A 24,779-nucleotide genomic window follows, 5' to 3' on the forward strand; every position below is an offset into this window, starting at 1 on the left:
ATGTCTTCACCGGACCTTCGCCGACTGAACATCGAGACTATGGACGGCTTCCCCTCCCAAGAGTTCTTTGCCCACCGCGCATGCCTGGCCAGGGCCATTTCACCGGAGATCCCGCTGGGTGAGGTACTCGACGAAGACCCATGAGCGTCACGTCCTGACAGTCTCCCGGCCGCGACTACCACCGACATTTCGCGTCCGGGAACCCGCAGCAGAATCGAGCGCGCTCTTCAGCAGTTCGGCGTCGGCCCTGGCAGGCGCAGCAGGGGCCGACAGAGCCGGATGCTTCAATCCCGGACGTCGGGAAGCACCTCAAGTGCCGCGCATCGCATAGATCAGCAGCTCGTCGCCCCCGGCGAGCCGCTCGACCTCCGGCCGGGCCGTCGCCGGAAAGGCCATGCGCTCCTCCCCCCGCACCCACGCGATCGTGTCCCGTCCCCGGAGGATCAGCGAAAACACTCGCTCCACCGGGCAACCATAGCGCCGATCGATCACCCGGCAGGGCCCCGAAGACGCCACAGGCAGAGGGCAACGACCCGGTCACGCTCCCGCAGAAGGGACGACAGGACAACCCGGAAAATGTCAACATTGATCGATAAAGCGCGGACGCGGCGGCGTACTCGGCAGGGGGAAGCATGAAGGCGGGAGAAAGCACACTCCGCAAACTGATCCAGGGAGAGCAGCAGTTCGTGGTGCCGCTCTACCAGCGTACGTACGCCTGGGGACCGCAGCAGTTGCGCACGCTTTGGTCGGACGTCCTCGATCAGGCGGACGGTCTCGCAAAGGGCCGGGACTCCGGTCATTTCCTGGGGTCCATCGTGCTGGCACCCGGTCCCGACTTGGCCCCGACGAACTCGCAATGGATCGTGGTCGACGGGCAGCAGCGACTGACGACGCTTCTTCTGGCCCTCTGCGCGATCCGGGACCATCTCGCGGCCGAGGATCCGAGCAGCCTGGACCGGATCAACGAACTGCACCTGATCAACAAGTGGCGGCACGGCGATCTCCGTTACCGGCTGCTCCCCACCCAGGCGGACCGGGCCGCGCTCATGGCCCTCATCGACGGGCAGATCGACCAGCGGGTTACCGGCCCGATCGCTGATGCCTACGGGTTCTTCCGCGCGCAACTGGTCGACGCCGACGACCCTGCGGACCCGCACGACATCACGCGGATCGAGAACGTGATCCTCGACCGGCTGAGCCTCGTCCAGATCACCGTGGAGTCCGACGACAACGCGTTCCGGATCTTCGAGTCCCTCAACAACACCGGAACGCGACTCAGTCCGGTCGATCTGATTCGCAACTACGTCTTCATGTGCCTGCCGAACCGCGGACAGTACGTCTACGACATGTACTGGCTGCCACTCCAGGAAAAGCTCCGGGACGAACACGGGACGCAGGCTCTCGAACTGCTCATGTATCTCGTCCTCGTGCTCAGGCTCGGCGAGGACGCGAAGTACTCCGACGTCTACCGCGGGCACCAGGAACTGCTGGACGAAACGGCGGGCGACGAGGCCAAGGTCGAGGCCTACGTCGCCGATCTCGCGAGAAGGGCCGCACACCTCAAGCTCATTCTGGCACCGGAGACGGAGCAGGATCCGCGGATCCGGGACAGGTTCCGCTTCCTGAACCAGTGGCAGGCGCAGACGACCTACCCGGCCATCATGAAGCTGCTGGAACTCCGCGAGGACGGCGACGCCACCGATGACGACGTGGCCGCTTCCCTCACTTACATCGAGAGCTTCCTCGTGCGCAGGCTGGTGGGCGGCATCCCGACGCGAAATCTGAACCGGATCTTCCAACGGCTCACCGGCCAGATCCCGAGGGACGAATCCGTGCCCGAGGCCGTGCAGGCCGCGCTTTCGCCCGCGCGCTCGTACTGGCTGGACGACGAAGAGCTGCGGACCGCGATCCGCAGCAGCAAGTTCTACTGGCAGGGCCGGGCGGGGCAGAAGAAGCTGGTGCTGGGGCGTCTGGCGGAGACGTATCGGGGCGGCGAACCTGTCAGGATCGACGACAAGCGGATCACGATCGAGCATGTCCTCCCGCAGCACCTCACCGACGCCTGGCGCGACGAGCTTCGCGCGAACGGGGAGGATCCCGAGCTGCTGCACAAGGAGCTCGTGCACACGCTCGGGAATCTCACGCTGACCGCCTACAACTCCGAGCTCGGAGACCTGCCGTACGAGCGGAAGCGGACCAGATTGGGCCAGACGGGGATCGCGATGACCCAGGCGGTCGTGGAGCGGCCGCGCTGGGGCAAGGACGAGATCCTGGCCCGCGCCGACGACCTGGCGGACCGCGCGATCGAGCTCTGGCCCGGCCCCGCCGAACGCGAGCCGGACAGGTCGGCGGGCCGGGACTGGACACTGCTCCACAACGCCTTGGCGGCCCTGCCGACCGGCACTTGGACGACGTACGCGGAGGTCGCCGAGCTGACCGGGTCCGCGCCGCTGCCGGTGGGCGTCCACATCGCCAACGTGCCGGTGCTCAACGCCCACCGGGTCCTCACCAGCGAGGGGCGCCCAGCGAAAGGGTTCCGCTGGCATGACCCGGATGACGACCGTGATGTGCACGACGTGCTGAAGAAGGAAGGGATCACGTTCGACGAGTCCGGCCGGGCCGACCTGGCGCAGCGGATCTCCGCGGCGGAATTGGCCCAGTTGCTCGGCCTTCCGGGCGCGGAGGACATGCAGGCGCCCGAGACCGTGGACGTGGATCCAGGGAAAATGTCCGAGCACGAGCACCGGTTCCACAGCCAGGTCGTCGAACGCAACGGCCCTGAGGTGGCGGGGGCGGTGGCGAAGCTGCTGAACCACTGGTCCGCACTCGGTTTCGGTTGCAGTTTCGGCTCCGCCGCGACCGCGCGCTGCACGCCGTCGCTGGGACGCGACGGCCGCGGCTACTGGCTGCTCAACATCTACCCGGACAGCGTCGAGGTCCCGTTCTCGCCGTTGACGACTCGGCCCCCGTTCAACGATCCGGAGGTTCGGGACCAGCTGCGCCGGCGACTCAATGAGGCGCCGGGCATCGACATTCCCGCGGCGAAACTGACGCTGTACCCCAACTTCCCGATCACACGTCTGGCGGACCAGGCGGTCTGGGACGTGGTGGTCGCCACTCTGGACTGGTTCGTCCACATGACCCGGAGCGAATAGCGCCGGCCCGGCAGTGCCGCGACCTCCGAACCGCTGAGCGCGCCGGTCTCCCAGTCGACGGCCAGCGGCGGGCTCACATCGTCGCCGGTGTCGAGGGGGCGTCGCACGAGGAATCCGTCGGGGACGTCGGATACGCCTTACAGCGGCCGCCAGTCTGGAGGCATGGGACGATTCGTAGGTGAGCAGGGGCGTGGTGCGGCGGGTGGTCGTTTGGGGTTGGCGGAGGTTGGGCGGGCGGGTGCAGTGGCGGCTCGCCCGCTTCCGGCACCACACGTTCCTGGTCTACGCGGCCGGGGTCGTCCGGGACGACCAAGGGCGGATTCTGCTGCTGCGGCACCGGCTCTGGCCGGCGTACCGCGCCTGGGGGCTGCCCGGCGGGTACGTCAACGCGGGCGAGCGGCTGGAGGACGGCGTGGCCCGCGAGATACGGGAGGAGACCTCGCTGGAGGTCGAGGTCGGCGGTCCTCCGGTCCGGCTCGCCAGTGGTTTCCGGTACCGGGTGGAGGCGTACTACGAAGCCCGCGTCATCGGCGGGCGCCTTGAACTCGATCCGGCGGAGATCCTCGAGGCGCGCTGGTGCGGCCCCGAGGCGGTCCCGGCCGAGATGTCCACCCGTCTGCGGCCCGTCGTCCTCTCCCTGTTCCGGTCGTGACCGCCGGTCTCCCGCGTACCGGTTCAGGTCCAGACTCTGGGACGCAGATGGTCGGCGCCGCACGTGCACGCGACCTGCGGCCGCGGGCGGGAGCGCCGCGGGATCAGGCCGATGTGCGGGACCAGCGTCAGGATCGTGCGGATCTTGACGACGCGAGCCGGATGAGCCGCGCCAGGTCACCCATGAGGGATGGCGAGTGGGACCGCGCGTCGCGCTCCTCGAGGACACGCGCGCGGCGTCCAAGGAGCACGCGGCCCTTACCGAGGGCGTCCACAAACGCCAGGTCGCGAAAGATTTTCGAGTCGGGCAATTCCGGCTCTCGCTCCGACTACGGCCCCAACGGGCCAGTACGGCTCATCGCAGAAGAACGTGTACTCGGAGTCCGTCGGTTTTCGAGGTCGCCCGCGCGGATTTTCACGCTCGACTGCACTCCTGGCGGGCGCTTAGGGGGACGAGCTATGCCCCGTTGTTGCCATCGCGCAAGGAATGGATCATGCTCCGCAGGATCCGGAGCGCCTCTGCCTGCTCAGTCTCGGTCATGCCGGCCAGCATTCTCACCTCGACGGACCTGACCGCTGCGCTCGCCTTCTCGAGGCTCTGGCGGCCGCGAGGCGTGAGCCGCGTGGGAAGAGCCTTTCCGACGGGCGCCTCCGCGGGCCTGGTCACGAGGCCGTCCCGTTCCAGGGCCTGGAGCAGCACGTTCATCGTCTGCCGGGTCACGAACGCGCCCCGCGCGAGCTCGGAGTTCGACAAGCCCGGCCGTTGAGCCAGCAGCTCGAGGCAGGAGTAGTGCGTCACGCTCATCCCGAGCGGCCGCAGCACCTCCTCCATGGCCGCGCGCAGGGCGCTCGACGCCTCTTTCAGCAGGTAGCCCAGTGACGTCTCCAGGTCGACGCCGGCACCGTCTTGACTCATGTCAGTATTCTGACATACGTTGCCTGTGTCAGAAAACTGACACGAAGAGAAGGAGCGTCATCATGCCCGCCACCGGCCCCGACTTCATCTCTCTCCAAGCGCGCGACCTCGACGCCTCGCAGGCGTTCTACGAGCGGTACCTCGGCCTCGTCCGCTCGCAGACCGGACCTCCGCACGCCGCCGTCTTCGAGACGAAACCGATCGCGTTCGCACTCCGCGACATCGTTCCCGGCACCGATCTCGCATCCGCCCCCCAGCCCGGCATCGGTGCCGCGATCTGGCTCCACGCCACAGACGTCCAGGCCATTCACGATGCTCTGGTCGCCGACGGTCACACCATCGTCTCCGCACCGATCGACGGCCCCTTCGGCCGGACGTTCACCTTCGCCGACCCTGACGGCTACCAGATCACTCTCCACGACCGCGCCTGACAGGCCGAGCGGTCATGGTTCGGCACGCCGAGGGCCGGATAGAGGTCGAGGTCTCCCCTGCCGGCTCGACGAACTCGAACCCGAGGTCACTGGCCAACGACTCGGCCCCGACTGTGCCGTCTTCGCCTGCGTGTCGTTGAGCCTGACCAGTGGTGCCGGCGCTGCGGACGGGAGGGATCGCCGCGGGACACCGCGACCAGGCGCTTGGCTCACGAGCCATTCGGGTGGCGTCCCACGACGCCGCTGGTCACGATCCACCGGTACCGGTGCAGCGGCTGCGGGCACGTGTGGCGCCAGGACCACCCGTGCCGCCGACCCACGAGCGAGGATGCAACGAGCTCGACGAGGTCATCGGGACGATCAACACGTGTCGCGACCATCTGGTGATCATCCAGATCACCGGGGCCGCGTCCGGCAACCCGCTCGACGTCTGCGCGGCCGTCGTCGCCGGCATGTCCCTGCTCGGTACCCTGGCCAGCTACCTGTTCAACGTGAGCAACGATCTGGACGCACATGGACGCGCCATGGAGACCTTCCGCGAGCAGCAGAAGATCGACCGAGGCGGCGGCGTGGTGTCCGAACCGTCCCGCACCAACATCGTCGGCGACTGGGACGACCGGCAGCACAAGTAGCCGGTGACCGGCAATTGAGCACACTGGCCGTGAAAGGCGGGCGGAACGATGGGGTGTGAGCACAAGCTGCAGAATTCATACCGGCCCGCACTTGTCTCATTCTGGACGACCGGAGCGGTACTGATCGCCGCCATGGTGGCGATCAGTACCGCTCTAGCGGTCAGCGTGGCCGATCTCATCTTCCTTGTCCTCGTCCTTCCGTTCGCATGCAATGCATGGCGATGTCATCGCGAGTCCGTCGAACGCAAGGACGATGGTGTGATCCTGCGACGAATGGGAAGTCGGCGGATCCTCTGGTCGCAGGTGTCGGAGCTCAAGACCGAGCACAACGTCACGGGACGACGCGTTGTCGCGATGCTCCGCAATGGCGGGACTGCCGCTCTTCCGGTACCCCGCGATCTCGGTCCTCTCAAGGAGCGCGCCTTCGGCGAGAAGGCGGCCGTACTGCTCTCGTGGCATCGAGAGTCCCAGGCGGGCCTGTAGCGGAGACGGGTTTGGGGCGCTTCAGGTCGTCTTGTTGGTCAGGTGGGGGGGCGGTCGGACCGGCGAAGGGTTCGCCGCCGGGGGCCTGGTCGGACGAGCTCGGCGGGCCTTGCTCGTCGCCGGAGCCCGGCGCAGAGGGCTCTTCGGACGGAGTCGGCTCGCTGGTTTCAGGTGATGAGGGCTCCTCGGTGGGCGTCGGCGGTTCTTCGGTCGGCGTTGAGGGCTGCTCGGTGGGAGTCGTGGGTCGCTCGGTGGGGGTCGTGGGTTGCTCGGTCGGGGTGGTCGGGTGCTCGGTCGGCGTCGGGGGTCGCTCGATGAAGCCCGGTTCGCAGTCGATGCCGTCGTGGTCGCGGTCGATGTACCAGTTGTATTCGGGGTCGATGCCGCGGTAGTACGGGCCGAAGCCGTGGGCGTTGGCCTCCTGGCAGGTGGAGAAGTGCGGGTCGAGGCCGGGGCTCGCGGGTGGGACGGTGGGCACCACTCCGTGGGCGGGTTCGCAGTCGACGCCGTCGTGGTCGCGGTCGGTGTACCAGTAGTACTCGGGGTCCCGGCCCTTGACGTAGTCGTGGAAGCCGTGGGCGTTGGCCTCCTGGCAGGTGCGGAAGCGCGGGTCGAGGCCGGGCTGGCCGGGGGTGGGGCTGCCGGCGGACGGCCGGTGCGGGGCCGGGCTGCCGGGGACGGTGGTGGTCGCGGGCGGGGAGACCGTCCGGGTGGGCTCGTTCTGCGTCTGGGACTGCTGTCCGCAGGCCCCGGCGAGCGCGACGGCGGCCAGTCCGGCGAAGGCCGCGGCCAGCCGCCGGCGCGGCGGGACCGGATGTAGCCCCATAGAACGGGCTGTTCCACCCCAAAGACCCCTTTAAGGGCATGGAACCTCAACGTTCCCTCAAAGCGTCGGACGGCGTCCATGAGCCAAGGACGGCTTCGAGCGGAGCGGGTGAGCGCGTAGCGTGCAGCGCAGCCTCGTCCTCGCCGATCAGCATCGCGACGGTACTGAAGAGATCGCGGTTCGGGAGCGCGGCCGTGCGCTGGGGCTGCGACACGTTGTGACCTATGGCCACCTGGCCGCCGATGTACATGCCGTCGGGCACGCCGCCTTCCTGGTCAGCCAGGGGCCCTTTTGGTGGACATAAATCCTCGGGCGCGAAGCGCACTTGGCCGCTCATCGTTCCGGGGCCCGCCTGTTCGCGTCCGGCGCGCTCTCCCCCGCCTGTTCGCCTGCCCAGTAGGGCCGGAGCTGAGTTCAGCGGAGAGGGTTCGCTACGCGGCTGGTGAAGGAGCCGTGGAAGCCCATCGGGATGTGGTGGCGCAGGTGGGCGACCGCGATCGGCTCGGCCTCGACGTCCCGGGCGTCCAGGATCAGCAGCCGTGAGCGGTGCTCGTCCGGGTCGTAGGCGAGCGTCAGCAGCCAGCCGTCCCCCTCGTCCGCGTCCGGTGTCCGCGGCACGAAGACCGGCTCACCGAAACCGTGCCCGAGCGGCAGTTCGTGGGTCGCCCGGCGGCCGGTCGCATGGTCGTACGCGTGAATGCCCGTACTGGCCTCCGTCCGGCCGGCGAAATAGGTGTGGCGGTGCGGGCTTCCGGCCTGCCGGACGTCGGTGTGCGGAAGTTCCATCGGCCCCTTGTAGACCTCCTGCTCCTCGATCCGTCCGGACGAGGTGACGCGGTACCGCATCAGCGCATCACCCCACGGAAAATCGCTGGTGCGGAAGTCGCGGAATCGAGTGGCGACCTGGTCCCAGTCGGCGAAGCGCACGAACTCCACCACGACGTCGTCGCCGTCCTCGAACGCGTTGACGAAATGGAAACCGAGCAGGGCTTCATGCTCGATGATCCGTGCTTTGCCGCCATCTCTTGGAACGATGGCGAAGCACGTCGGCCGGTGCGGCTCGTACGACAGGGCATCCGCGATCGACCCGGTGCCGAACAGGATCGACGTTGCCTTCGGAACGACCGGATTGATCACGAACACGAGATACCGCCGGGTCAGCGCGAAGTCGTGGTTCCACGGACTGTAGGGCAGCGATATCCGCGGCATGTGGTGCAACTTCCCGCCCGGGTCGACCCGATAGCAGCGCAGGCTCCGCAGTCGCGTGAAATCCATTCCGAAGTTGAACAGCTCACCCGTCTCCGGACACCGCGACGGATGGGCCGAGAACGCCGACATCACCTTCAGCCGTCCGTCGAACGAATGCTCGCCAATGGTCTCCAGGCTGTCGGGGTCCAGCCGGTAAGGACGACCGCCCTCCCACAGCGCCAGCAGTTGGCCGCCGTGCAGGATCACCCCCGTGTTGGCGACGTTCGCCGGCGGACGCAGCATGTTGCCCAGCACCCCGCCAGGCCGCTGAGTGCCGAGCCCTCGCAGACCGACCCGTCCTTTGCGCTGGCCGTAACGGTAATGCCTCGTCCTTACGTACCGATTCCGGTAATGGATACGGCCGTCACCCGGAAACGCGAACAGTGACAGCATCCCGTCGCCGTCGAAGATGTGGTCGAGCAGGGTCTCGCCCACCTGCCAGCGCCCTGGACCGTTCCGATAGAGCGTCCCGACGAGCCCGTCCGGAAGCCGCCCGTCGATCTCACCGATCTCGTAGTCATGCTCCTCGGCGAGCGCCTCGTAAAGCCCATGCCACGCCTCGACTCCCTCGACCGCTGCGGTCACGTTCCGACTCCTCACCCGACGAGGTCCTCAATCAGAAGAGCGTGCCACATCGGCCATGCGTAGTTCAATGCCTAACGACTACCGCTCACCAGGCAAGTTTCTTTCGAGCACTGCGCATGACTGTCACCACCCACCCGACGACGCGGCTCTCGGGTCCATAACGGGAGTCCGAAATGCCCGTATCTCTCGACAAGGCCTTTGACACCCGCGTCGCACTCCGGAAAGATCCGTGTTCAAGTCCCCGCGCCCCATGCTTCCTCGCTCCCCCTTGGAGGTACTTGTGCCGCCGACCCCTCCGGGACTTCCGCCGAACGCGCGCGCCTGGCCCGGACTCGACAGCAAGGGTCCCGACCTGGTCGTCGGCGACCTGAAGACCCTGGCGCGGAGGCTGGAGAAGCAGCTCGAGGACATGATCTCGACCGCCACCGCGCACCTGCAGGCCGCCGGCTCCGCCCCGCCCACCGCCTACGGCCAGTGGGACGCCGCCTCCCAACTCGCCGGCACGGCGACGACCGCCCACGCCGCCATCACCGACCACCACATGCGGTTCGTCCATGCGATGCAGGCCGTGGTCCATAAGCTCTACGCCACCGCCCACGTCTACGACGAGCACGAGGCCGAGATCAAGGCGAAGATCCGCAAGCTCGAACGGCTGCTCGACGGCAGCCCGGCCCCCAGGACCGGCAGCGGCCCGGCTCCGAAGGCACCGAGCGCCGGCCCGTCATGGCCCGAGTCCGGCACCGGCCCCACTTGGCCCGAGGCAGGCAACTGATGACCGACATCAAGGACTCACCGCTCCGCGAGAACGCTCCTGCAGGGAACCCGAACTCGTACGCGACCAAGGAAGTCATCACCCAGTACCTCCGCGGGGTCGCTCCGGATGCCGTGACCTCCTCGGGCCAGGGCTACCTGGACTTGGCGGATGCTTACGACAAGGCGATGACCGAGCTGCGCACCTTCGCTCACGACCTCGCGAGCGCTTGGAAGGGCCCGGCGTCCAACGCCGCCCAAGGCCAGCTGCGCGACCTCTTCACCGCCGCGTTCCAGATCTCTTCGCGTTCTCAGCAGGTCGGTCTCGCGGTCAAGACCCATGGCACGAGCTATCTCGCCTGGTACAAGGCGAACATGCCCGCTCCGAAAACGCTCGAAGAAGCGCGCCAGTGGATGCAGGGCGCCAACGAACGCGCCGGAGAAACCTGGAGCGCCATCCCCGCCGACATTTCCACGAGCCTTCCGGCCATCCAGTCGGGGCGACGCGAACTCGGATCACCCGCCGGCGGTTCCAGCTCAGGCGTTCCCGCAACGAGCGATGGCGTCGCCGGTGCCGGCGGCTCGAGTGGTGCGGGCTCGGTCGGCTCCGGCCCGGGGGCCATAGGGGGCGCCCACATGGCGGCCGCCTCCGGCGGTCACGGATCTCCAGGTGCTTCGACGCACTTCTCTGACGACGGTACCAATTCGGCCAGCGGCCGTCCTATGAGCGGTAACAAGGAAGTTGGTTCGCTTCCCGCGCCAGAGGCTCCGGAAAGTACTCAACTCTCCGGCTTCTCCCCTTCCGGCGACCTTGGCGGCGGATTCGCCCCCGAGGGGCCTGCCGGCGGCTACGGTGTCGGCGGCGGGACGGGACCGGGCGGCTCGACGGGGATCGGCGTCCCTGCCGGGGGCGCCGCCGGCGGTCTTCCTGCGGGCAGCGGTGTCCCTCTGGGCACAGGAAATGCTTACGTCCCCGGTCCCGGCGCCATCGGCGGTGCCTTGGGGCTCAGCACGGCGGGCGGCGCCGGAGGGTCAGCTGCCGGACGTCCTGGTACGCCCGGCACGGGATTTCCCGGCACCCCAGGACATGGCGGCCGGAATGACAAGGAACGTGAGCGCGGCGCCTGGCTGCCGGATGATCCCGACATCTGGGATGGAGACGTCGAAGCCGTGCCGGGTGTCATCGGCAATGCTTCCCCGAACCCTACAGAGATGAGCAAGCCCACTGAGGAGCTGCCGACGGACGATGCCGCCCTGCTGCGTCGAGCCCTTGCTCGCCTCGCTGAGGTGGAAAGGCGCGAAGGCATAGCCTCACCACCTCCCACTCCGCGCCGGATGGAGTGGACGGATTGACCGGTCGCAGATGGGGTCATCGTCTCTGTGCGGGGACAGCGGCTGCCGCGCTTGTCTGCGCAGCCATGACATTCCCCGCTCTCGCGACACCCTCCCCGCGAGGTGACGAATGGTGGTTGAAGACATGGTCGGTTAAGGACAAGGTATGGCCGCTCAGCACGGGTTCGGGGATCACCGTCGCCGTAATCGATGGCGGCGTCAATGCCAAACTACCTGAACTATCGGGAGCGGTGCTTCCCGGACTCGATCTTGCGGGAGGGCGAAGCAGGGGGCAAGTGGACTTCGACCGCCAGGGGCACGGAACCGGAATGGCAGCACTTATCGCTGGGCGAGGTGGCGGCACAACCGGTTTCGTCGGCCTGGCGCCGGACGCCAAGATTCTCCCAGTGCGCCTTCCTCCGTCCGGCAACGGCGACTGGGATGCGCGCATTGCCAAGGGGATCCACTGGGCAACCGATCACGGCGCCAAGGTCATCAACATGTCGGTCGGCCAACAGTCCTTCCGCTGCCCGACGGGACTCATGGACGCCATCGGATATGCAATCCAACATGACGTTGTCATGGTCGCCTCAGCAGGCAATGACGGGCGAGGCGAAAATATACCCGAACTTCCAGGCAGATGCCCGGGAGTGGTGGCGGTAGGTGCTGTGACAAAAGCCACCGAACCGTGGGCCGATACGCAGAGACAGAACTATGTGACATTAGCGGCGCCCGGGGTCCAGATGGGGGCCGTCGATAATCATGGAACCTACTATCCGAACAGTCGAGGAACCAGCAACGCGGCCGCTTTGACGTCGGCCACGGTGGCGCTCGTACGCTCGCGAAATCCCAGCATGCCGGGGCGGACAGTGGTGCAGCGACTGATCGCCACAGCGATGCGGCTGGGCGACAAGACGTGGAATTCCCAGACGGGGTTCGGGGTCGTCCTCGTCCGCGGTGCGATGGATGCCGCCAAATACCCCGTGCCGGCGAACGCACCCAACCCCGTCTACGACGCCTTCGATAAGTGGAAGGCGTCGACGTATCGGGGGCCATCGGAGCCAGCGGAAACGACGAAACCGAAACAGGCCGCCCATTCGAGCGGGGTCGCGACGTCCACGGTCGTCGCCGGAGTGGGTGCGGCGGTGCTCGTCGTCGGCGGTTTGATCACCGGTCTTCTCGTGCTGAGCCGCAGGCGCGGGCTCGGCCGTGCTTCCCACTTGTAGGACGCTGACAAGGAAGAAAGCCAGTGGCCGAGACTCGGCGGTTCAGCCCTGCGCACCTGCGGGAGACGGGGAAGTCGGCCGACGACCTCGGGGACTATGTCCAGAAGGCGCTGAAGCGGCTGGAGGACGCACACCAGGGCGTCCAAGGCGGAGCGGACGGCTTCGCCTTCGCCAGCGGGCTGACCAAGGTCTTCAACTCGTGGAATCACCGGCTGGGCGCACTGCACGGCGAGTGGTGGTCGATCGCCGCGACCTTCCACACGAACGCGGGCAACGACCAGCATGGCTGGTATTCGGGATGGCGTGGCCGCCCATTTCGGTGACCTCGGGCAGGGGCATGACGTTGAGGCGTCGCTGGACATCGGCGCGGGTTTTCCGAGGGACCAGGCGGTTCACCTGGTCGCGGACCTCGGAATCGGCGCCCAACACGTTTACACGCAGAGAGCTCCGGCGGACCCCGTGCCCTTCGGGGGCCTCAACAGCGAACTGGCGCCGAACGACTTCGGCATACACGACGGACTCCCGATGTACAGGCCGGGTTCGCGTAAAGGCCCTTCTTGTAACCGCACTGATCGGTGTGATGACGGCAAGTGGATGTTCAGGCGTGAACGACCTCGGATACACACCGAAAGTCGCCCATCCCAGGGACGTCGGCATGAAGATCGATGCCTATTCTACGAGCCTTCGCCGGGCGGCCGGTCTTCCCAAGGGAAAGGTCGGCCCACACGGCGCGCTCATCGATCTGGACGCGCAGGGCGTCAAGCGCGGCTTCCGCATGCACGACACCTGGTCCATCTACGGCCTGCCGGACGTGGAGACCGGCCAAGGGTTCGATCGGATTGTCGCCGCACTCCCGGCCAACGGCTGGAAGATCGTCAAGAGAGGCGAGTCAAGCATCAGGAAAGGCTCGCCAGAGGTGTGGGCCGAACACACCTCGGATCACGCTACGATCACCATCGAATGGTGGCATGCTGACGGCGATAAGAGCGCACAACTACTCGGAACAGTGGACTCTATTATCTATATCGCTCCAGAGGACGTCGACTTGAACACCTTCTACTGAGACTCCGGGCACCTCAGGGCGCGGAATCGCCTCCGAGCATGTCCATGTCAGCCGTGCCCCGGGCGGCCAAGTTCCTCCTGAAGACTCCAGACGGATCGGCATGACCGGGGGTTGGGCGTACTACGGACCGGGAGCGGTCGACTTTCTATCCCCCGAGGTCCGCGGCAGCCATTTCGACGACAACTCGACCAGCCCAGGATGAAGAACGAACCATTAGCGGTACGTAAGCGACCCGGCAACATGCAGATCTCTCGACAAGAGACCTGAGCAGGTTTCTATCGATAACGGAAATCGCCCTGATGTTTTCGAGGGGGTGCCACGGGACCAATGGTATCGAGCACAAGCCCACGGTTGCGGATCCGGAGACGGTCCGCGCGCAGATGGAGGCGCATCTGACCGTCATTGAGAAAATGGCGGGCTTGCGGAAGGGAAAGGGAAATCCTCCGGCTGCTCTGATCAACACGGACGCCCAAGGCGTTGAACGCGGATACTCCATGTACGGAACGTGGTCCGTGCGCGGCCTCTTCGTGGTCGTCACGAGTGGGCATCTACCGGTCCGTCGACCGCTGCGGCCGGCGCCCGGCGGCATCCATCGCCAGGCGCTCCGGCTCATGACGCTGGAGCGCCGTCTGGTGGTCTTCCAGCATGACATCGAGACGTTCGCGGAGCAGCGTGCGACCGAGATCGTCGTAAGCGCGTGCCTACAAGGGGTGGAGCGCCGGGAGGCGCTGTTCATCCTCGTGGCAGGCGGCGGTGAGCCCCACAAGGGCGCTCGCCGGACAGCCCTCATCGAGCATCCGGGAGGCGTCGGCCAGGATGCCGTCCATGTCACCGGTGAAGGAGGGGTACTCATCGGCGAAGGCGTCGTTCGGCGCGAGTACGCCGATACCGGTGCCGGACGGGTCGGGTTCGTGGCGCCATCCGGCCGGCGGCGCGAGATCGAAAGGGACCTCCGCGTCGCCGCCACCCGTACTCCGGTGCGGGGTTTATGCCGAGTTCGGCGGACAGGCGTGCCACCTGGGCAGGGTGGCGGTCTCCTCCGCTGCGCAGGGCGAGGGAGAGCAGAAAGACGAGGCCCTCAAGGGTATTCCGGCCGATGGCGCCCGGCTTCTTGTGGCCGAAGGAGGCGACGGGATGGTCGGGGCGCTCGAGTTCCGGCGCGGGGACCACCCATCCGACACAGGTGCCGTTGCCGAGGTCCGCGAAGGGCAGGAGTTCCGGTACGGACATGAACGGTACGTGGTGCCGGCGGAACACTTCCCCCCGCGTAGCAGCAGTCCCACCCCTGGGGCGCGGACGGTACCTCGCACAGGTCGGAGGGCAGGGCGCACGGGCGAGGCGTCGTAAAGGCCCTCCTCGTACGGGTCCGTTGTCAGAAACCCCTCTTCCCAGGCGATGTCGATCACTTTGGCGAGCGCGGGTGGGGTTGGGGAACGGGAACAGGTCGTCGGTCCAGCGTGGTCGCGTCGTCATCGACGGAGAGTGTCGCAGCCGCGTCCGACGGCCTGGGAAGCGCACGGCTGAAATGACGACTCAGGACGCCCGGGCGTGGGGATCAGGCGGGGTGGAGGGCGGTTTCGGTCGTTCGGCGGTCGAGGGGGGCGGGGATGCGCCAGTAGGCGCGGGCCGCGTTGAGCTTGGCGGTCAGGGTGTCGATGAGCTGGTCCGGCGGGTAGGGATAGGGGCCGCCGCGGGCGAAGATCTGGGAGTAGCGGACGGAGTCGACGATCGCCGACTTGATCCGCTCGTGGGCGAGGTAGGCGTCGAGGTCCCGCTGCCAGCCGGCGGTCCGCTCGGGCGGCATCGCGACGCGCCAGCGGGCGACCACGGCGTCCTGCTCGGCGGGCAGGTAGCCCATTTTGTGGATGTGGACGGCCAGGTCGTACAGGGGGTCGCCCCAGAGGGCGAGTTCCCAGTCGAGAAAGGTCGTCGCGCCGCCGCCGACGATCATGTTGCGGCGGTGGACGTCGGCATGGACGCAGGTGAACGGGCGGGGGGTGAGGCCGCGCCAGAGGGCGCCGACGGGCGCGAGGGGGTCGGCGGGGATGGCCAGGGTCGCGAAGAGGTCGGCGTACTCGGTGCTGTAGGTGTCGTACACCCGCTGGGTGAGGTCGGACAGGAGGCGCGCGAAGGCCGCCGTGTCCTTCTCCGCCGGCCAGGTGGCGGGGATGTCGGGGAGCCGGGGCACGCGAGCGAGCTGCGTGAACAGCCGGACGGTGTCGTCCAGCACGTGCGGCGGGACGGGGACGCCGCGGGGCGCCGCGTCGTTGAGGACGTCGCCGGCGACGAACTCGTGGACCTGGAACGGCGGGTCGGCGGAGACGTGCAGGAGGCGCGGGGCGTCGCGGACGTACGGGGCGATGGCGGCGAGCACGCGGTCCTCGCGCCAGGGCCGCAGGTCCATCATGTCGGCACCGTGGATCGGGATGCGGACGATGACCGGCCCGTCGGCGGTGTCGATGCGGATGTTGTCGTTGTAGTAGCCGGCCGCGGAGTCGCCTTTCGCGCGCGCCCGTTCGTACAGGTCCCGCCAGTTCATGCGTCCTCCAGCATGGCCTTCACGAGCGCGCGTGCGTGGTCGTCCAAGGTTGGCAGCAGGTGGGCCGGGCTGATCTCGGCGCGGGCCCGCGCGGTCTCGGCCGCGATGTGCTCGCCGGCTGCGCCGAGGACGTCCAGCAGGTGGCCGGCGACCATGATCAGGGTCGGGTAGACCTCGGCGGCGACGAGTTCGGCGACGGCCCAGTGGGCGGACTTCGACGCGGCCGGGACGTCGCCGGTCCTGGCGTGCAGGAAGGCGCGGAACAGTTCCGCGCGGGCCCGGCCGGACCGGTAGCGCGCCCGGTCCAGGGCGTCCGCCGCGGCCTGGAACGACATCGCGGCCGGGGCGTGCTGCCCGAGCCGCAGCTGGGCGATGGCCAGCGCGGTGCAGGCCTTGCCGATCTCGTGGTGCGCTCCGAGTTCGGTCTGGACCTCGATCGCCTCGGCGGCCGCTCCGAGGGCGCGTGGCGGGTCGGTCCAGGCGAGCAGTTCGGCGCGGTTGGTCTTGATGTCGGCCTGGCCGATCGTGGTGCCCGCGCGCGCGTAGAGCGCGGCGGCGGCCTCCAGGGACCGGTGCGAGGAGTCGAGGTCGAAGGAGAACCGGTGCCCGAGATGCAGGAGGCGCACGACGTCTCCGCGCAGCACGAGGTCGTCGTCCGGGGCGTCGGCGAGGATCTGCTCCGCGGTGGCGGCGGCGTCCCCGAACCGTCCCTGGCACATGTCCAGGTCGGCCATGCAGAAGCCGGCCCGCAGCCGCGCGGGGCCGGTGTGCTCGGTCCACACCCGGGTGAAGATCCGCTGGGCCTCGCCGGTCGCTCCCGCGATGCGGCGGCCGTGCGCGCCCGCCAGTGCGAGGCGCGCGCCGGGGGTGGCGCGCAGCGGCCAGTTGATGGACGGGGTGAGCCGGTTGGCGGTCGCGGCGTCCCCGAGCAGGACGGCCGCTTCGGCTTCGAGGCAGCGGGCCGTCTGGGCGAGGTCCGCGTCGCCGCGGCCGGCGTCCAGGTAGTCGCGCAGGTCCTGGGCCACACCGTCCATGCCCTGTTTGCCGCCGTGGACCATGGCGCGGTCCGCGTACGCCAGCACGTCCTCGCCCTGGAGGGTCCCGGCGTGCAGTCCGCAGAACGCCGCCTCGCGGACGGCGCGGGCCCGTGTGGCGACCCCGTCCTCCGCCGCGTGGTCGCGCGTGGCCCGGACGTCCCAGACTCCCTGGAGCAGGGTCTGGACGTCGCGGATGGTGTCCTGTGACAGCCGCTGGTGCAGTGCCGCCCGCATGAGTTGGTGGAGGCGCCTGCCGTGCGCGCCCGCCGGATAGACGAACGAGTAGGCGGTCAGCGACTCCCACGCCATCCGGTGCCGGGGCAGGTCGAAGGCGTCCGCCAGCGCCTGGAAGATCTCGAAGTCGAAGATCCGGGCGACGCTCAGCAGCTCGAGCGAGCGGATCTCGTCGGAGGCGACGTGGGTCAGGAACCGCTGCAGGATCTCCTCGGAGGAGACGGTCGCCGCCGCCTGCCGGGCCGTGGTGCGCGTGTCCACGGCCAGATGCAGGTAGAACGGCAGTCCTTGGCTGGCGGTGGCGATCGCCTGCCGCGCCGCGTGGTCGGTGATGCCGCCGTCGGCCAGGAGTTCCAGCCGGGCGGCCATGGGCAGGCCGTCCACGCGGTGGTGGCGGATCACCTCGGTCCACGCGGGGTCCTGCGCGTCCCAGGCGAGGGGTTCGCGGCTGGCCACGACGACCACGCCCCGGTCGAGCTGGGCGATCAGGTCGCGGAGCCAGACGTCCTGGGCGATCGCGCGGCCGGACCGCGCCGAGGCGGGCACCAGGGCCTCATAGGCGTCCACGAGGATGACGTAGGGGCGGTCGGAGCCGTCCCGCAGGTCCTCGGCGAACAGGTAGGTGACCGCGTCGGCGAGGTCGGCGTTGGTGAGGTCGTCGAGGTGGCTGAGCGTGTCGTCGGCCTTGATCCGGTGCCGCTGGCGCATCCCGGTCGTGGCCTTGCCCAGCAGGCGCAGCAACCCCACGCCGGTGCCGAACACCGGGACGCCGGCCGCGCCGTCGAGGATCTGCGACAGGGCCTCGCTCTCGTCCACGAACGGCAGTTCCTTGCTTGAGAGGCGCAAGTGCGGGTGCAACCGCTGCCAGAGGACGGCGTAGGCGATGTCGAAGCGATCGAACCGGACGCCCTGACGGCCGAACTCGACGCGCAGGACGGCGAGGGCGTCCTCCTGCTGGCGCATGGCGGGCACCTGGAGGTCGATCGTCGCCCTGCGGTGCGTGGCGGCGCAGCGCTGCCCGAGCTCCTGCAGCAGGCGCGACTTGCCGATGCCTCCCACGCCGACCAGGTTGAACACGCGCGGGGATCCGTCCGGAACGGATAACGCCTCGGCGAAGGCGGCCGTCACCTGCTCCCTGTCCACGAAGGGACGGTGCAGAGCGGCCACCCGCCGGAATCGGGGTTCGAGGGGCATCGCGTCTCCCGGGCGACGGAGGTTCTTTCCGTCCGACGCTGAGCGGACGGCGACACGTTCCACGCAGACGATAACGGGGCCCGCGGGGCGCCGCATGGCCGGGACGTCCGACAGAAATCGCGCGGGGGCGCGCGCGGTCAGTGGGTCGTGGTTCGGGGGCGGGGGGTGAGTTTGGCGCGGAGGAGGCCGCCCAGGCCTTTGGCGGAGGCGGCGAGGAAGGTGGTCCAGTCGAAGTAGTCGCGCCAGAGGGTGATGAGGCCGTCGTGGACCTCGAAGGTGCCGCAGACCCAGAACTCGGCGCGCCAGGCGCCCGCTTCGAGGACGTCGGTGCGCTCGGTGAGGACGACGGGGCCGTTCGCGGCGATGTTGTGCAGGCGGGCCTCGAAGCCGGTGCCGTAGCGGGTCATCGCGCGCAGGGTCTTCTCGACGGCGGGCAGGCCGCGGGCGGGGGGAAGCGGGACGTTCTGGTAGACCATGGCCGGGTCGGCGAGGGTGAGGGCCCGGTCCACGTCGAGGGCCTCGAGGGCGGAGAGGAAGTCGCGGACGGTCTGGATCTCGCTCATGGACGACCACGGTACTTGAGGTGATACGCCAGAATCAGGCCATGCTGTTCGGGGTTCTGGGGCCCGTCGAGGCCCGTGGCGATGCGGGGGCCGTGCCGGTGGGGGGCCCGCGGGTGCGGGCGCTGCTGGCGATGCTGGCGCTGGACGCGGGGCGGGTCGTGACGGGCGAGCGGCTGATCGACGGCCTGTACGGGGAGGATCCCCCGGCCGGGGCGGCGAACGCGCTGCAGTCGCAGGTGTCGCGGCTGCGCCGGGGGCTCGGCGACGCCGGGCTGGTCGAGGGGCATCCCGCCGGGTACCGGCTGCTCGCCGAGCGGGACCAGGTCGACGCGCACCGGTTCGAGGCGCTGGCCCGGGACGGGCGGCGGGCGCTCGCGGCGGGCGACCGGGCGCGGGCGGCGGTGCTGCTGAAGGAGGCGCTGGAGCTGTGGCGGGGCCCGGCGCTGGCGGACGTGCGGTCGGCGCCGTTCGCGGAGCCGCAGGCGGCGCGGCTGGAGGAGGCGCGGGCCGCCGTCGCCGAGGACCACGCCGAGGCGCGGCTGGCGCTCGGCGAGTTCGACGCGGTGGCCGCCGCGCTGCGCGACCTGCTGGACGGGCGGCCGCTGCGGGAGCGGGCGCGGGCGCTGCTGATGCGGGCGCTGCACGGGGCCGGGCGGCAGGCCGAGGCGCTGGCGGTGTTCGAGGAGGGCCGGCGGGTCCTCGCCGACGAGCTGGGCGCCGATCCGTCGGCGGAGCTGGCGGAGGTGCACCTGGCGATCCTGCGCGGCGACCTGGAGGGCCCGGCGGCCGGGGCGGAGGCCGTCCGGCTCAACCTGCCGGCGCAGCTCACCAGCTTCGTCGGGCGCGACGAGGAGGTCCGGCGGGTCGGGGCGATGCTCGCCGAGGGGCGGCTCGTGACGCTGCTGGGGCCCGGCGGTGCGGGCAAGACGCGGCTGGCGGTCGAGGCGGCGGCCCGGGAGGACGGCGAGGTCTGCTTCGTCGACCTGGCGCCCGTCGACCGGGCCGAGGTGACCACGGCGGTGCTCGGGGCGCTCGGGCTGCGCGAGGGCGGGATGCTGCCCGCGCCCGGAGAGCGTCCGGCGGACGCGGCGGAGCGGCTGGTCACGGCGCTGAGCGGGCGGCGGATCCTGCTCGTCCTGGACAACTGCGAGCACGTGGTGGCGACGGCCGCGCCGCTGGCGCACCGGCTGCTGAGCGCCTGCCCCGAGCTGCGGGTGCTGGCGACCAGCCGGGAGGCGCTGGCGATCACCGGGGAGGCGCTGTGGCCGCTGCCGCCGCTGGCGCTGCCGCCGGAGGGGACGCCCGCCGGGGAGGTCACCCGGTTCCCGGCGGTGCGGCTGTTCGCCGACCGGGCCGCGGCGGTCCGTCCGGGCTTCGCGGTGGACGAGGGAAACGCGGACGCGGTGCTGCGGATCTGCGGGGCGCTGGACGGGCTGCCGCTGGCGATCGAGCTGGCGGCGGCGCGGCTGCGGTCGCTGCCGGTGGAGCAGGTCGCGAACCGGCTGGGCGACCGGTTCCGGCTGCTGTCGCGCGGCAACCGGACGGCGGCGCCCCGGCACCAGACGCTGCGGGCGGTCGTGGAGTGGAGCTGGGAGCTGCTGGACGAGGCGGAGCAGACGCTCGCGCGGCGGCTGACGGTGTTCTCCGGCGGCCTGACGCTGGAGGCGGCCGCGCAGGTCTGCGACCTCGACGACGCCGACGAGCTGCTGGTCGAGCTGGCCGACAGGTCGCTGCTGCAGAGCGACGGGACGCGCTACCGGATGCTCGAGACCGTCCGGGCGTTCTGCGCCGAGCGGCTCGCGGAGGCGGGCGAGGCGGAGCGGTTCGAGCGGGCGCACGCCGCGTACTTCCTCGACCTGGCGCGGCGGGCGGAACCACATCTGCGGGGCGCCGAGCAGCTGGAGTGGCTCGGGCTGCTGGCCGCCGACCACGGCAACCTGCACGCGGCGCTGCGCCGGTGCGTGCGGCTGGACGCCGTCCTCGCGCTGCGGCTGGTGGCGGCGCTGTCGTGGTACTGGTGGCTGCGCGGGCGGGTCGAGGGCGCCTCGATCGCGTCCGGGCTGCTGGACGTCGTGGGCCTCGACCCGCCGGAGGGGTGCGAGGAGGAGTACGTCCTGTGCGTGATGAACGCGGTGTCGGCGGGCGGGACGGGCGGGCGCGTCCGGGCGTGGCTGGACCGGGCCGAGGCGCTGCTGCACGGCATCCGCCGGGTGCTGACGTACCCGTCCACCATCGTGCAGTACGCGCTGACCGCCGGGCCCAGCCGGACGCAGTTCGCGGTGTTCGCGGTGCACGTCGGCACCGACCCGTGGGCGCAGGCGCTGATCCACATGAGCGAGGGGTTCCTGCGCCAGTTCAGCGGCGACGTCGATCGCGCGGAGGAGTCGTGCACCGCGGCGGTCGCGGGGTTCCGGGCGTGCGGCGACCGCTGGGGCACCGCGAACTCCCTGGACCCGCTCGCCCAGCTCGCGGCCTGGCGCGGCGACCTGGACCGGGCGCTGGAGATGCTGGACGAGGCGCTGGAGCTGACCGGGCAGCTCGGCGCGCTGGAGGACACCGCGGACCTGCTGTACCGGCGCGCGGAGGTGCTCGTGCGGGCGGGCGACGCGGACCGGGCGGCCGCCGAGCTGGAGCGCGGCATCGAGCTGGCGCGCCGGGCGGGCGCCCCCGACAAGATCGCCGGCGGGTACGCCGGCCTCGCCCGGATCGCGCGGCTGCGCGGCGACCTCGGCGAGGCGCGGCGGCTGTACGAGACGGCGCTGACCGGGTTCGCGTCGGAGCGGTTCATCGCGACGGCGGTGCGCGGCACCGCGCTGGTCGGCCTCGGCTGGCTCGAGCTGGACGAGAACGGCGACGCGGCGCGGGCGCGGGAGCTGTTCCGCGAGGCGTTGGACATCTCGTTCGACCATCCGATCTTCACCTACCAGGCCGCCGCTGCGGTCGGGCTGGGCGGCGCCGCCCTCGCGGAGGGCGACGCGAAGCGCGCGGCGCTGCTGGCGGGGGTCGCGTCGACGCTGCGCGGCGCCCAGGTCCCCGGTGACGACGACGCCGGACGGGTCGAGGCGGACGCCCGGGCCGTGCTCGGCGACGCCGGGTACGACGCCGCCTTCGCCGAGGGCGCGGCCCTCACCCGCGACGAGGCGCTCGCGATGCTCAACGTGGGGGCCGGCCTGCCCCAGCCCGAATCCTGGCGGGAACTGACGGAGGGCTGACCGCCGGGCGCGGGACGGGGGCGGGCCGAAGGCGGGCCGGGCGCTGGCGGACGGCTGACGGCCCGCGCGCCGGACGGTCAGCGGACGGTGCGCGCACGGTCAGCGCCCCCCGCGAACCTTGCGGACATGTACTCCTCAGCCCGCAAATGGGGCACGTTCGCGATCTGCTGCCTGCTCGCCGTCGTGCCGAACATCGACCTGACCGCGCTCAACCAGGCCGTCCCGCACCTCAGCGCCGACCTGCACCCGTCGGCCACCCAGATCCTGTGGATCGCGGACGCCTACGGGTTCGCGCTCGCCGGCCTGCTGATCACCATGGGCGGGATCGGCGACCGGATCGGGCACAAGAAGCTGCTGCTGATGGGCACGGCGCTGTTCGCCGCGGCGTCCGCGGTGACCGCCTACGCGCCGAGCGCCGAGCTGCTGATCGCGGCGCGGGCGCTGCTGGGCGTCGCCGGCGCGACGCTGATGCCGTCCGGGCTGTCGCTGATCCGCCGGGTGTTCACCGACCCGAAGGAGCGGACGATGGCGGTCGGGATCTTCAGCGGCGTCGGCGGGCTCGCGGTGGGGCTCGGCCCGGTCATCGGCGGCGCGCTGCTGGACCACTTCTGGTGGGGCTCGGTCTTCCTGATCAACGTCCCGATCATGGTCGTGGCGCTGCTCGCTGGCTCGATCGTGCTGCCGGAGGCCCGCGCCAAGGTGACCGGCCGGCTGGACCTGGCCAGCGTGCCGCTGTCCGTCGCCGGCGTCCTCGGCCTGGTGTACGCGGTCAAGGAGGCGGCCGCGCACGGGCTCGGCGAGCCGAAGGTCGCCGTCGCCGCGGTGGCCGGCGCGGCCGCGCTCGCCGCGTTCTGGTTCCGGCAGACCCGGATCGCCGAGCCGCTGATCGACGTCCGGCTGTTCCGCCGCGCCGCGTTCTCCGGCTCGGTCGGCACCAACATGTTCGCGATGTTCGCGCTGGTCGCCCAGTCGCTGATCTTCTCGCTGTTCTTCCAGCTCGCGCTCGGCTGGTCGCCGCTGAAGGCGGGCCTGGCGGGGCTGCCCGGCGCGGCCGGCGCCATGATCGGCGGCGCCGCGCTCGCCCCGCCGCTGATCGGCGCCCTCGGCCGGGCCCGCGTCGTCGCGATCGGCATGCTGGTCGCCGCCGGCGGGTTCGCCCTCTTCCTCACGATCGGCCTGGACACCTCGTACTGGACGATGCTGCCGGCGATGCTGCTGTCCGGCATCGGGATGGGGATGGCCCTGACCACCACCGCGGACACCGTCCTCGCGTCGGTCCCGAAGGACCGCTCCGGCGCCGCGTCGGCGATCTCCGAGACGGCCACCGAACTCGGCGGCGCGCTCGGCATGGCGATCCTCGGCAGCGTCCTGAACGCCGTCTACCGCGACGCGCTGCACCTGCCGGCGAACGTGCCCGCGCCGGCCGCGGCCGCGGCCCGCGACTCCCTCGCCGGCGCGTTCCAGGCCGCGTCCGGCCTCCCCGGCCGGCTCGGCGGCGAGGTCCTCGGCGCCGCCCGCGGCGCCTTCGTGGACGGCATGCACGGCGCCCTGCTGTGCAGCGCGGGGCTCGCCGCGCTGGTCGCGGTGTTCGCCCTGGTCACGCTCCGGTCGGTGCCCAAGGTCATCCCCGACGCCGTCGAGGACGCCGACGCCGCGCCCGTCCCGGCCGCCAAGTAGCCCCTCCCGGAAGCGCCCGGTCCCGTCCAGGGCCGGGCCTTCCGCGTTTGGAAAAAGTGATATCACTTTGCTATGTTGGTGATAACCGAGGAGGAGGCGAGCGTGGTGGACGCTACGGCGCAGGTGGAGATGCCCAGGCCGCAGATCGGGGAGCGCGCGGCCCGCGACCGGGGCGGGTGGCCGATGCTGGGGGTCGCCGCGGTGCTCGTGCTGGCGGGGATCGCGGCGCTCGTGGCCGGGTTCGCCGCCGGCGGCGGCGCCGCGCTGGCGGCCGGGATCGCGGCCGGGGTGCTGCTGGTCATCGCGGGCCTGGTCACGGCGGCGGGGCTGACGCCGGTGGCTCCGGGCGAGGCACGGGTGCTGCAGCTGCTCGGCCGGTACAAGGGGACGGTCCGCGAGGACGGGCTGCGCTGGGTGAACCCGCTGACCGACCGGCGGCGGGTGTCGACCCGGATCCGCAACCACGAGACCGGCCTGGCGAAGGTCAACGACCTGGACGGCAACCCGATCGAGATCTCGGCGGTGGTCGTCTGGCAGGTGCGCGACACCGCGCGCGCGGTGTTCGAGGTGGACGACTTCGTGGAGTTCGTCGCGTTCCAGACCGAGGCGGCCGTCCGGCACATCGCGGGCAGCTTCCCCTACGACGCCGGCGACCGGACCTCGCTGCGCGACAACGCCGACGAGATCACCGGGCAGCTGTCGGAGGAACTGCGGCTGCGGGTCGCCTCGGCGGGCGTCGACATCGTCGAGTCGCGGATCACCCGGCTGGCGTACGCGCCGGAGATCGCGCAGGCGATGCTGCGCCGCCAGCAGGCGGGCGCGGTCGTCGCGGCGCGGGAGCGGATCGTGGACGGGGCGGTCGGCATGGTGCACCGGGCGCTGGAACGGCTGGACGAGGAGGACGTCGTGGAGCTGGACGAGGAGCGCAAGGCGGCGATGGTCAGCAACCTGCTGGTCGTGCTGTGCGCCGACCGGGACGCCCAGCCGGTGGTCAACACCGGCACCCTCTACCATTGACTTCTCCG

Annotated in this window: 20 protein-coding genes and 1 pseudogene; 13 read left to right on the forward strand and 8 right to left on the reverse strand. The window is 70.3% G+C overall.

Annotated features, from left to right (window positions below):
- Positions 1 to 309: 309 nt before the first annotated feature.
- Positions 310 to 465, reverse strand: a complete 156-nt coding sequence (locus ACA514_RS02620; RefSeq protein ID WP_375039330.1) for a hypothetical protein — start codon at positions 463 to 465, stop codon at positions 310 to 312.
- A 167-nt stretch (positions 466 to 632) separates the two neighbouring features.
- Here ACA514_RS02620 and ACA514_RS02625 point away from each other — a divergent pair, with 167 nt between their 5' ends.
- Both ACA514_RS02625 and ACA514_RS02630 read left to right on the forward strand, forming a co-directional pair.
- Positions 633 to 3,155, forward strand: a complete 2,523-nt coding sequence (locus ACA514_RS02625) for a DUF262 domain-containing protein (RefSeq protein WP_375039331.1) — start codon at positions 633 to 635, stop codon at positions 3,153 to 3,155.
- A gap of 178 nt (positions 3,156 to 3,333) precedes the next feature.
- On the forward strand, positions 3,334 to 3,807 hold the full coding sequence (locus ACA514_RS02630; RefSeq protein WP_375039332.1) for an NUDIX hydrolase: 474 nt from the start codon (positions 3,334 to 3,336) through the stop codon (positions 3,805 to 3,807).
- A gap of 456 nt (positions 3,808 to 4,263) precedes the next feature.
- Here ACA514_RS02630 and ACA514_RS02635 read toward each other — a convergent pair whose 3' ends face one another.
- Positions 4,264 to 4,722 carry a MarR family winged helix-turn-helix transcriptional regulator gene (locus ACA514_RS02635; protein ID WP_375039333.1) on the reverse strand — a complete coding sequence of 153 codons (459 nt, stop codon included), beginning with the start codon at positions 4,720 to 4,722 and terminating at the stop codon, positions 4,264 to 4,266.
- 62 nt (positions 4,723 to 4,784) lie between these two features.
- Between ACA514_RS02635 and ACA514_RS02640 the strand changes: the two genes are divergently transcribed.
- The 3 genes and pseudogenes from ACA514_RS02640 to ACA514_RS02650 all read left to right on the forward strand — a co-directional run bounded on the left by ACA514_RS02640 (position 4,785) and on the right by ACA514_RS02650 (position 5,785).
- Positions 4,785 to 5,153 (forward strand): VOC family protein, encoded by a 369-nt coding sequence (locus tag ACA514_RS02640; protein WP_375039334.1) that lies wholly within the window; start codon positions 4,785 to 4,787, stop codon positions 5,151 to 5,153.
- A 58-nt stretch (positions 5,154 to 5,211) separates the two neighbouring features.
- Positions 5,212 to 5,490: pseudogene (locus tag ACA514_RS02645) on the forward strand (ISL3 family transposase); the annotation flags it as partial.
- Positions 5,459 to 5,785 (forward strand): hypothetical protein, encoded by a 327-nt coding sequence (locus ACA514_RS02650; RefSeq protein ID WP_375039335.1) that lies wholly within the window; start codon positions 5,459 to 5,461, stop codon positions 5,783 to 5,785. The pseudogene ACA514_RS02645 and the gene ACA514_RS02650, both read left to right, overlap by 32 nt.
- A gap of 409 nt (positions 5,786 to 6,194) precedes the next feature.
- On the opposite strand, the gene ACA514_RS02655 is transcribed toward ACA514_RS02650, so the two are convergent.
- From ACA514_RS02655 to ACA514_RS02665, 3 genes are all read right to left on the reverse strand, one after another.
- Positions 6,195 to 7,094 carry an excalibur calcium-binding domain-containing protein gene (locus ACA514_RS02655; RefSeq protein WP_375039336.1) on the reverse strand — a complete coding sequence of 300 codons (900 nt, stop codon included), beginning with the start codon at positions 7,092 to 7,094 and terminating at the stop codon, positions 6,195 to 6,197.
- Positions 7,095 to 7,140: 46 nt separating this feature from the next.
- Positions 7,141 to 7,419, reverse strand: a complete 279-nt coding sequence (locus ACA514_RS02660; RefSeq protein WP_375039337.1) for a hypothetical protein — start codon at positions 7,417 to 7,419, stop codon at positions 7,141 to 7,143.
- Positions 7,420 to 7,508: 89 nt separating this feature from the next.
- The gene (locus ACA514_RS02665; protein ID WP_375039338.1) at positions 7,509 to 8,927 is read right to left on the reverse strand and encodes a carotenoid oxygenase family protein; all 1,419 of its coding nucleotides are present in this window, start codon (positions 8,925 to 8,927) and stop codon (positions 7,509 to 7,511) included.
- A gap of 280 nt (positions 8,928 to 9,207) precedes the next feature.
- Here ACA514_RS02665 and ACA514_RS02670 point away from each other — a divergent pair, with 280 nt between their 5' ends.
- The 5 genes from ACA514_RS02670 (at position 9,208) to ACA514_RS02690 (ending at position 13,298) form a co-directional block, all read left to right on the forward strand.
- Positions 9,208 to 9,699, forward strand: coding sequence for a hypothetical protein (locus tag ACA514_RS02670; RefSeq protein ID WP_375039339.1), 492 nt, complete (start codon positions 9,208 to 9,210; stop codon positions 9,697 to 9,699).
- Complete coding sequence (locus ACA514_RS02675) at positions 9,699 to 11,030, forward strand: WXG100 family type VII secretion target (RefSeq protein ID WP_375039340.1); 1,332 nt, start codon at positions 9,699 to 9,701, stop codon at positions 11,028 to 11,030. The genes ACA514_RS02670 and ACA514_RS02675 overlap by 1 nt, the downstream gene beginning before the upstream one ends.
- 65 nt (positions 11,031 to 11,095) lie before the next feature.
- Positions 11,096 to 12,235 carry a S8 family serine peptidase gene (locus ACA514_RS02680; RefSeq protein ID WP_375039341.1) on the forward strand — a complete coding sequence of 380 codons (1,140 nt, stop codon included), beginning with the start codon at positions 11,096 to 11,098 and terminating at the stop codon, positions 12,233 to 12,235.
- Positions 12,236 to 12,258: 23 nt separating this feature from the next.
- The gene (locus ACA514_RS02685) at positions 12,259 to 12,558 is read left to right on the forward strand and encodes a hypothetical protein (RefSeq protein ID WP_375039342.1); all 300 of its coding nucleotides are present in this window, start codon (positions 12,259 to 12,261) and stop codon (positions 12,556 to 12,558) included.
- 281 nt (positions 12,559 to 12,839) lie between these two features.
- Positions 12,840 to 13,298 carry a hypothetical protein gene (locus tag ACA514_RS02690; RefSeq protein ID WP_375039343.1) on the forward strand — a complete coding sequence of 153 codons (459 nt, stop codon included), beginning with the start codon at positions 12,840 to 12,842 and terminating at the stop codon, positions 13,296 to 13,298.
- Between the two features lie 1,555 nt (positions 13,299 to 14,853).
- Here the strand turns inward: ACA514_RS02690 and ACA514_RS02695 are convergent.
- The 3 genes from ACA514_RS02695 to ACA514_RS02705 all read right to left on the reverse strand — a co-directional run bounded on the left by ACA514_RS02695 (position 14,854) and on the right by ACA514_RS02705 (position 18,865).
- On the reverse strand, positions 14,854 to 15,837 hold the full coding sequence (locus tag ACA514_RS02695; RefSeq protein WP_375039344.1) for a phosphotransferase family protein: 984 nt from the start codon (positions 15,835 to 15,837) through the stop codon (positions 14,854 to 14,856).
- Entirely contained in the window at positions 15,834 to 18,251 is a 2,418-nt protein-coding gene (locus ACA514_RS02700; RefSeq protein ID WP_375039345.1) for a hypothetical protein, read from the reverse strand. The genes ACA514_RS02695 and ACA514_RS02700 overlap by 4 nt, the downstream gene beginning before the upstream one ends.
- Before the next feature lie 188 nt (positions 18,252 to 18,439).
- Positions 18,440 to 18,865: a limonene-1,2-epoxide hydrolase family protein gene (locus tag ACA514_RS02705; protein ID WP_375039346.1), complete on the reverse strand. Its 426-nt coding sequence runs from the start codon at positions 18,863 to 18,865 to the stop codon at positions 18,440 to 18,442.
- A gap of 41 nt (positions 18,866 to 18,906) precedes the next feature.
- Between ACA514_RS02705 and ACA514_RS02710 the strand changes: the two genes are divergently transcribed.
- The 3 genes from ACA514_RS02710 (at position 18,907) to ACA514_RS02720 (ending at position 24,771) form a co-directional block, all read left to right on the forward strand.
- Complete coding sequence (locus tag ACA514_RS02710; RefSeq protein ID WP_375039347.1) at positions 18,907 to 22,077, forward strand: BTAD domain-containing putative transcriptional regulator; 3,171 nt, start codon at positions 18,907 to 18,909, stop codon at positions 22,075 to 22,077.
- 126 nt (positions 22,078 to 22,203) lie between these two features.
- A complete protein-coding gene (locus tag ACA514_RS02715) occupies positions 22,204 to 23,754 on the forward strand; it encodes an MFS transporter (protein ID WP_375039348.1) in 1,551 nt (516 codons plus the stop codon).
- A 72-nt stretch (positions 23,755 to 23,826) separates the two neighbouring features.
- On the forward strand, positions 23,827 to 24,771 hold the full coding sequence (locus ACA514_RS02720; RefSeq protein WP_375039349.1) for an SPFH domain-containing protein: 945 nt from the start codon (positions 23,827 to 23,829) through the stop codon (positions 24,769 to 24,771).
- Positions 24,772 to 24,779 lie beyond the last annotated feature (8 nt).

The sequence above is a fragment of the Actinomadura sp. NTSP31 genome, from assembly GCF_041951385.1.
Classification (GTDB): Bacteria; Actinomycetota; Actinomycetes; order Streptosporangiales; family Streptosporangiaceae; genus Spirillospora; species Spirillospora napierensis.

What these genes read in the sequence shown, in the direction of transcription:
- ACA514_RS02710 (WP_375039347.1), top strand. Translation starts at nt 18,907, where the DNA reads ATGCTGTTCGGGGTTCTGGGGCCCGTCGAGGCCCGTGGCGATGCGGGG.
- ACA514_RS02625 (WP_375039331.1), top strand. Translation starts at nt 633, where the DNA reads ATGAAGGCGGGAGAAAGCACACTCCGCAAACTGATCCAGGGAGAGCAG.
- ACA514_RS02680 (WP_375039341.1), top strand. Translation starts at nt 11,096, where the DNA reads ATGACATTCCCCGCTCTCGCGACACCCTCCCCGCGAGGTGACGAATGG.
- ACA514_RS02715 (WP_375039348.1), top strand. Translation starts at nt 22,204, where the DNA reads ATGTACTCCTCAGCCCGCAAATGGGGCACGTTCGCGATCTGCTGCCTG.
- ACA514_RS02635 (WP_375039333.1), bottom strand. Translation starts at nt 4,722, where the DNA reads ATGAGTCAAGACGGTGCCGGCGTCGACCTGGAGACGTCACTGGGCTAC.
- ACA514_RS02655 (WP_375039336.1), bottom strand. Translation starts at nt 7,094, where the DNA reads ATGGGGCTACATCCGGTCCCGCCGCGCCGGCGGCTGGCCGCGGCCTTC.
- ACA514_RS02695 (WP_375039344.1), bottom strand. Translation starts at nt 15,837, where the DNA reads ATGAACTGGCGGGACCTGTACGAACGGGCGCGCGCGAAAGGCGACTCC.
- ACA514_RS02720 (WP_375039349.1), top strand. Translation starts at nt 23,827, where the DNA reads ATGTTGGTGATAACCGAGGAGGAGGCGAGCGTGGTGGACGCTACGGCG.
- ACA514_RS02705 (WP_375039346.1), bottom strand. Translation starts at nt 18,865, where the DNA reads ATGAGCGAGATCCAGACCGTCCGCGACTTCCTCTCCGCCCTCGAGGCC.
- ACA514_RS02675 (WP_375039340.1), top strand. Translation starts at nt 9,699, where the DNA reads ATGACCGACATCAAGGACTCACCGCTCCGCGAGAACGCTCCTGCAGGG.
- ACA514_RS02640 (WP_375039334.1), top strand. Translation starts at nt 4,785, where the DNA reads ATGCCCGCCACCGGCCCCGACTTCATCTCTCTCCAAGCGCGCGACCTC.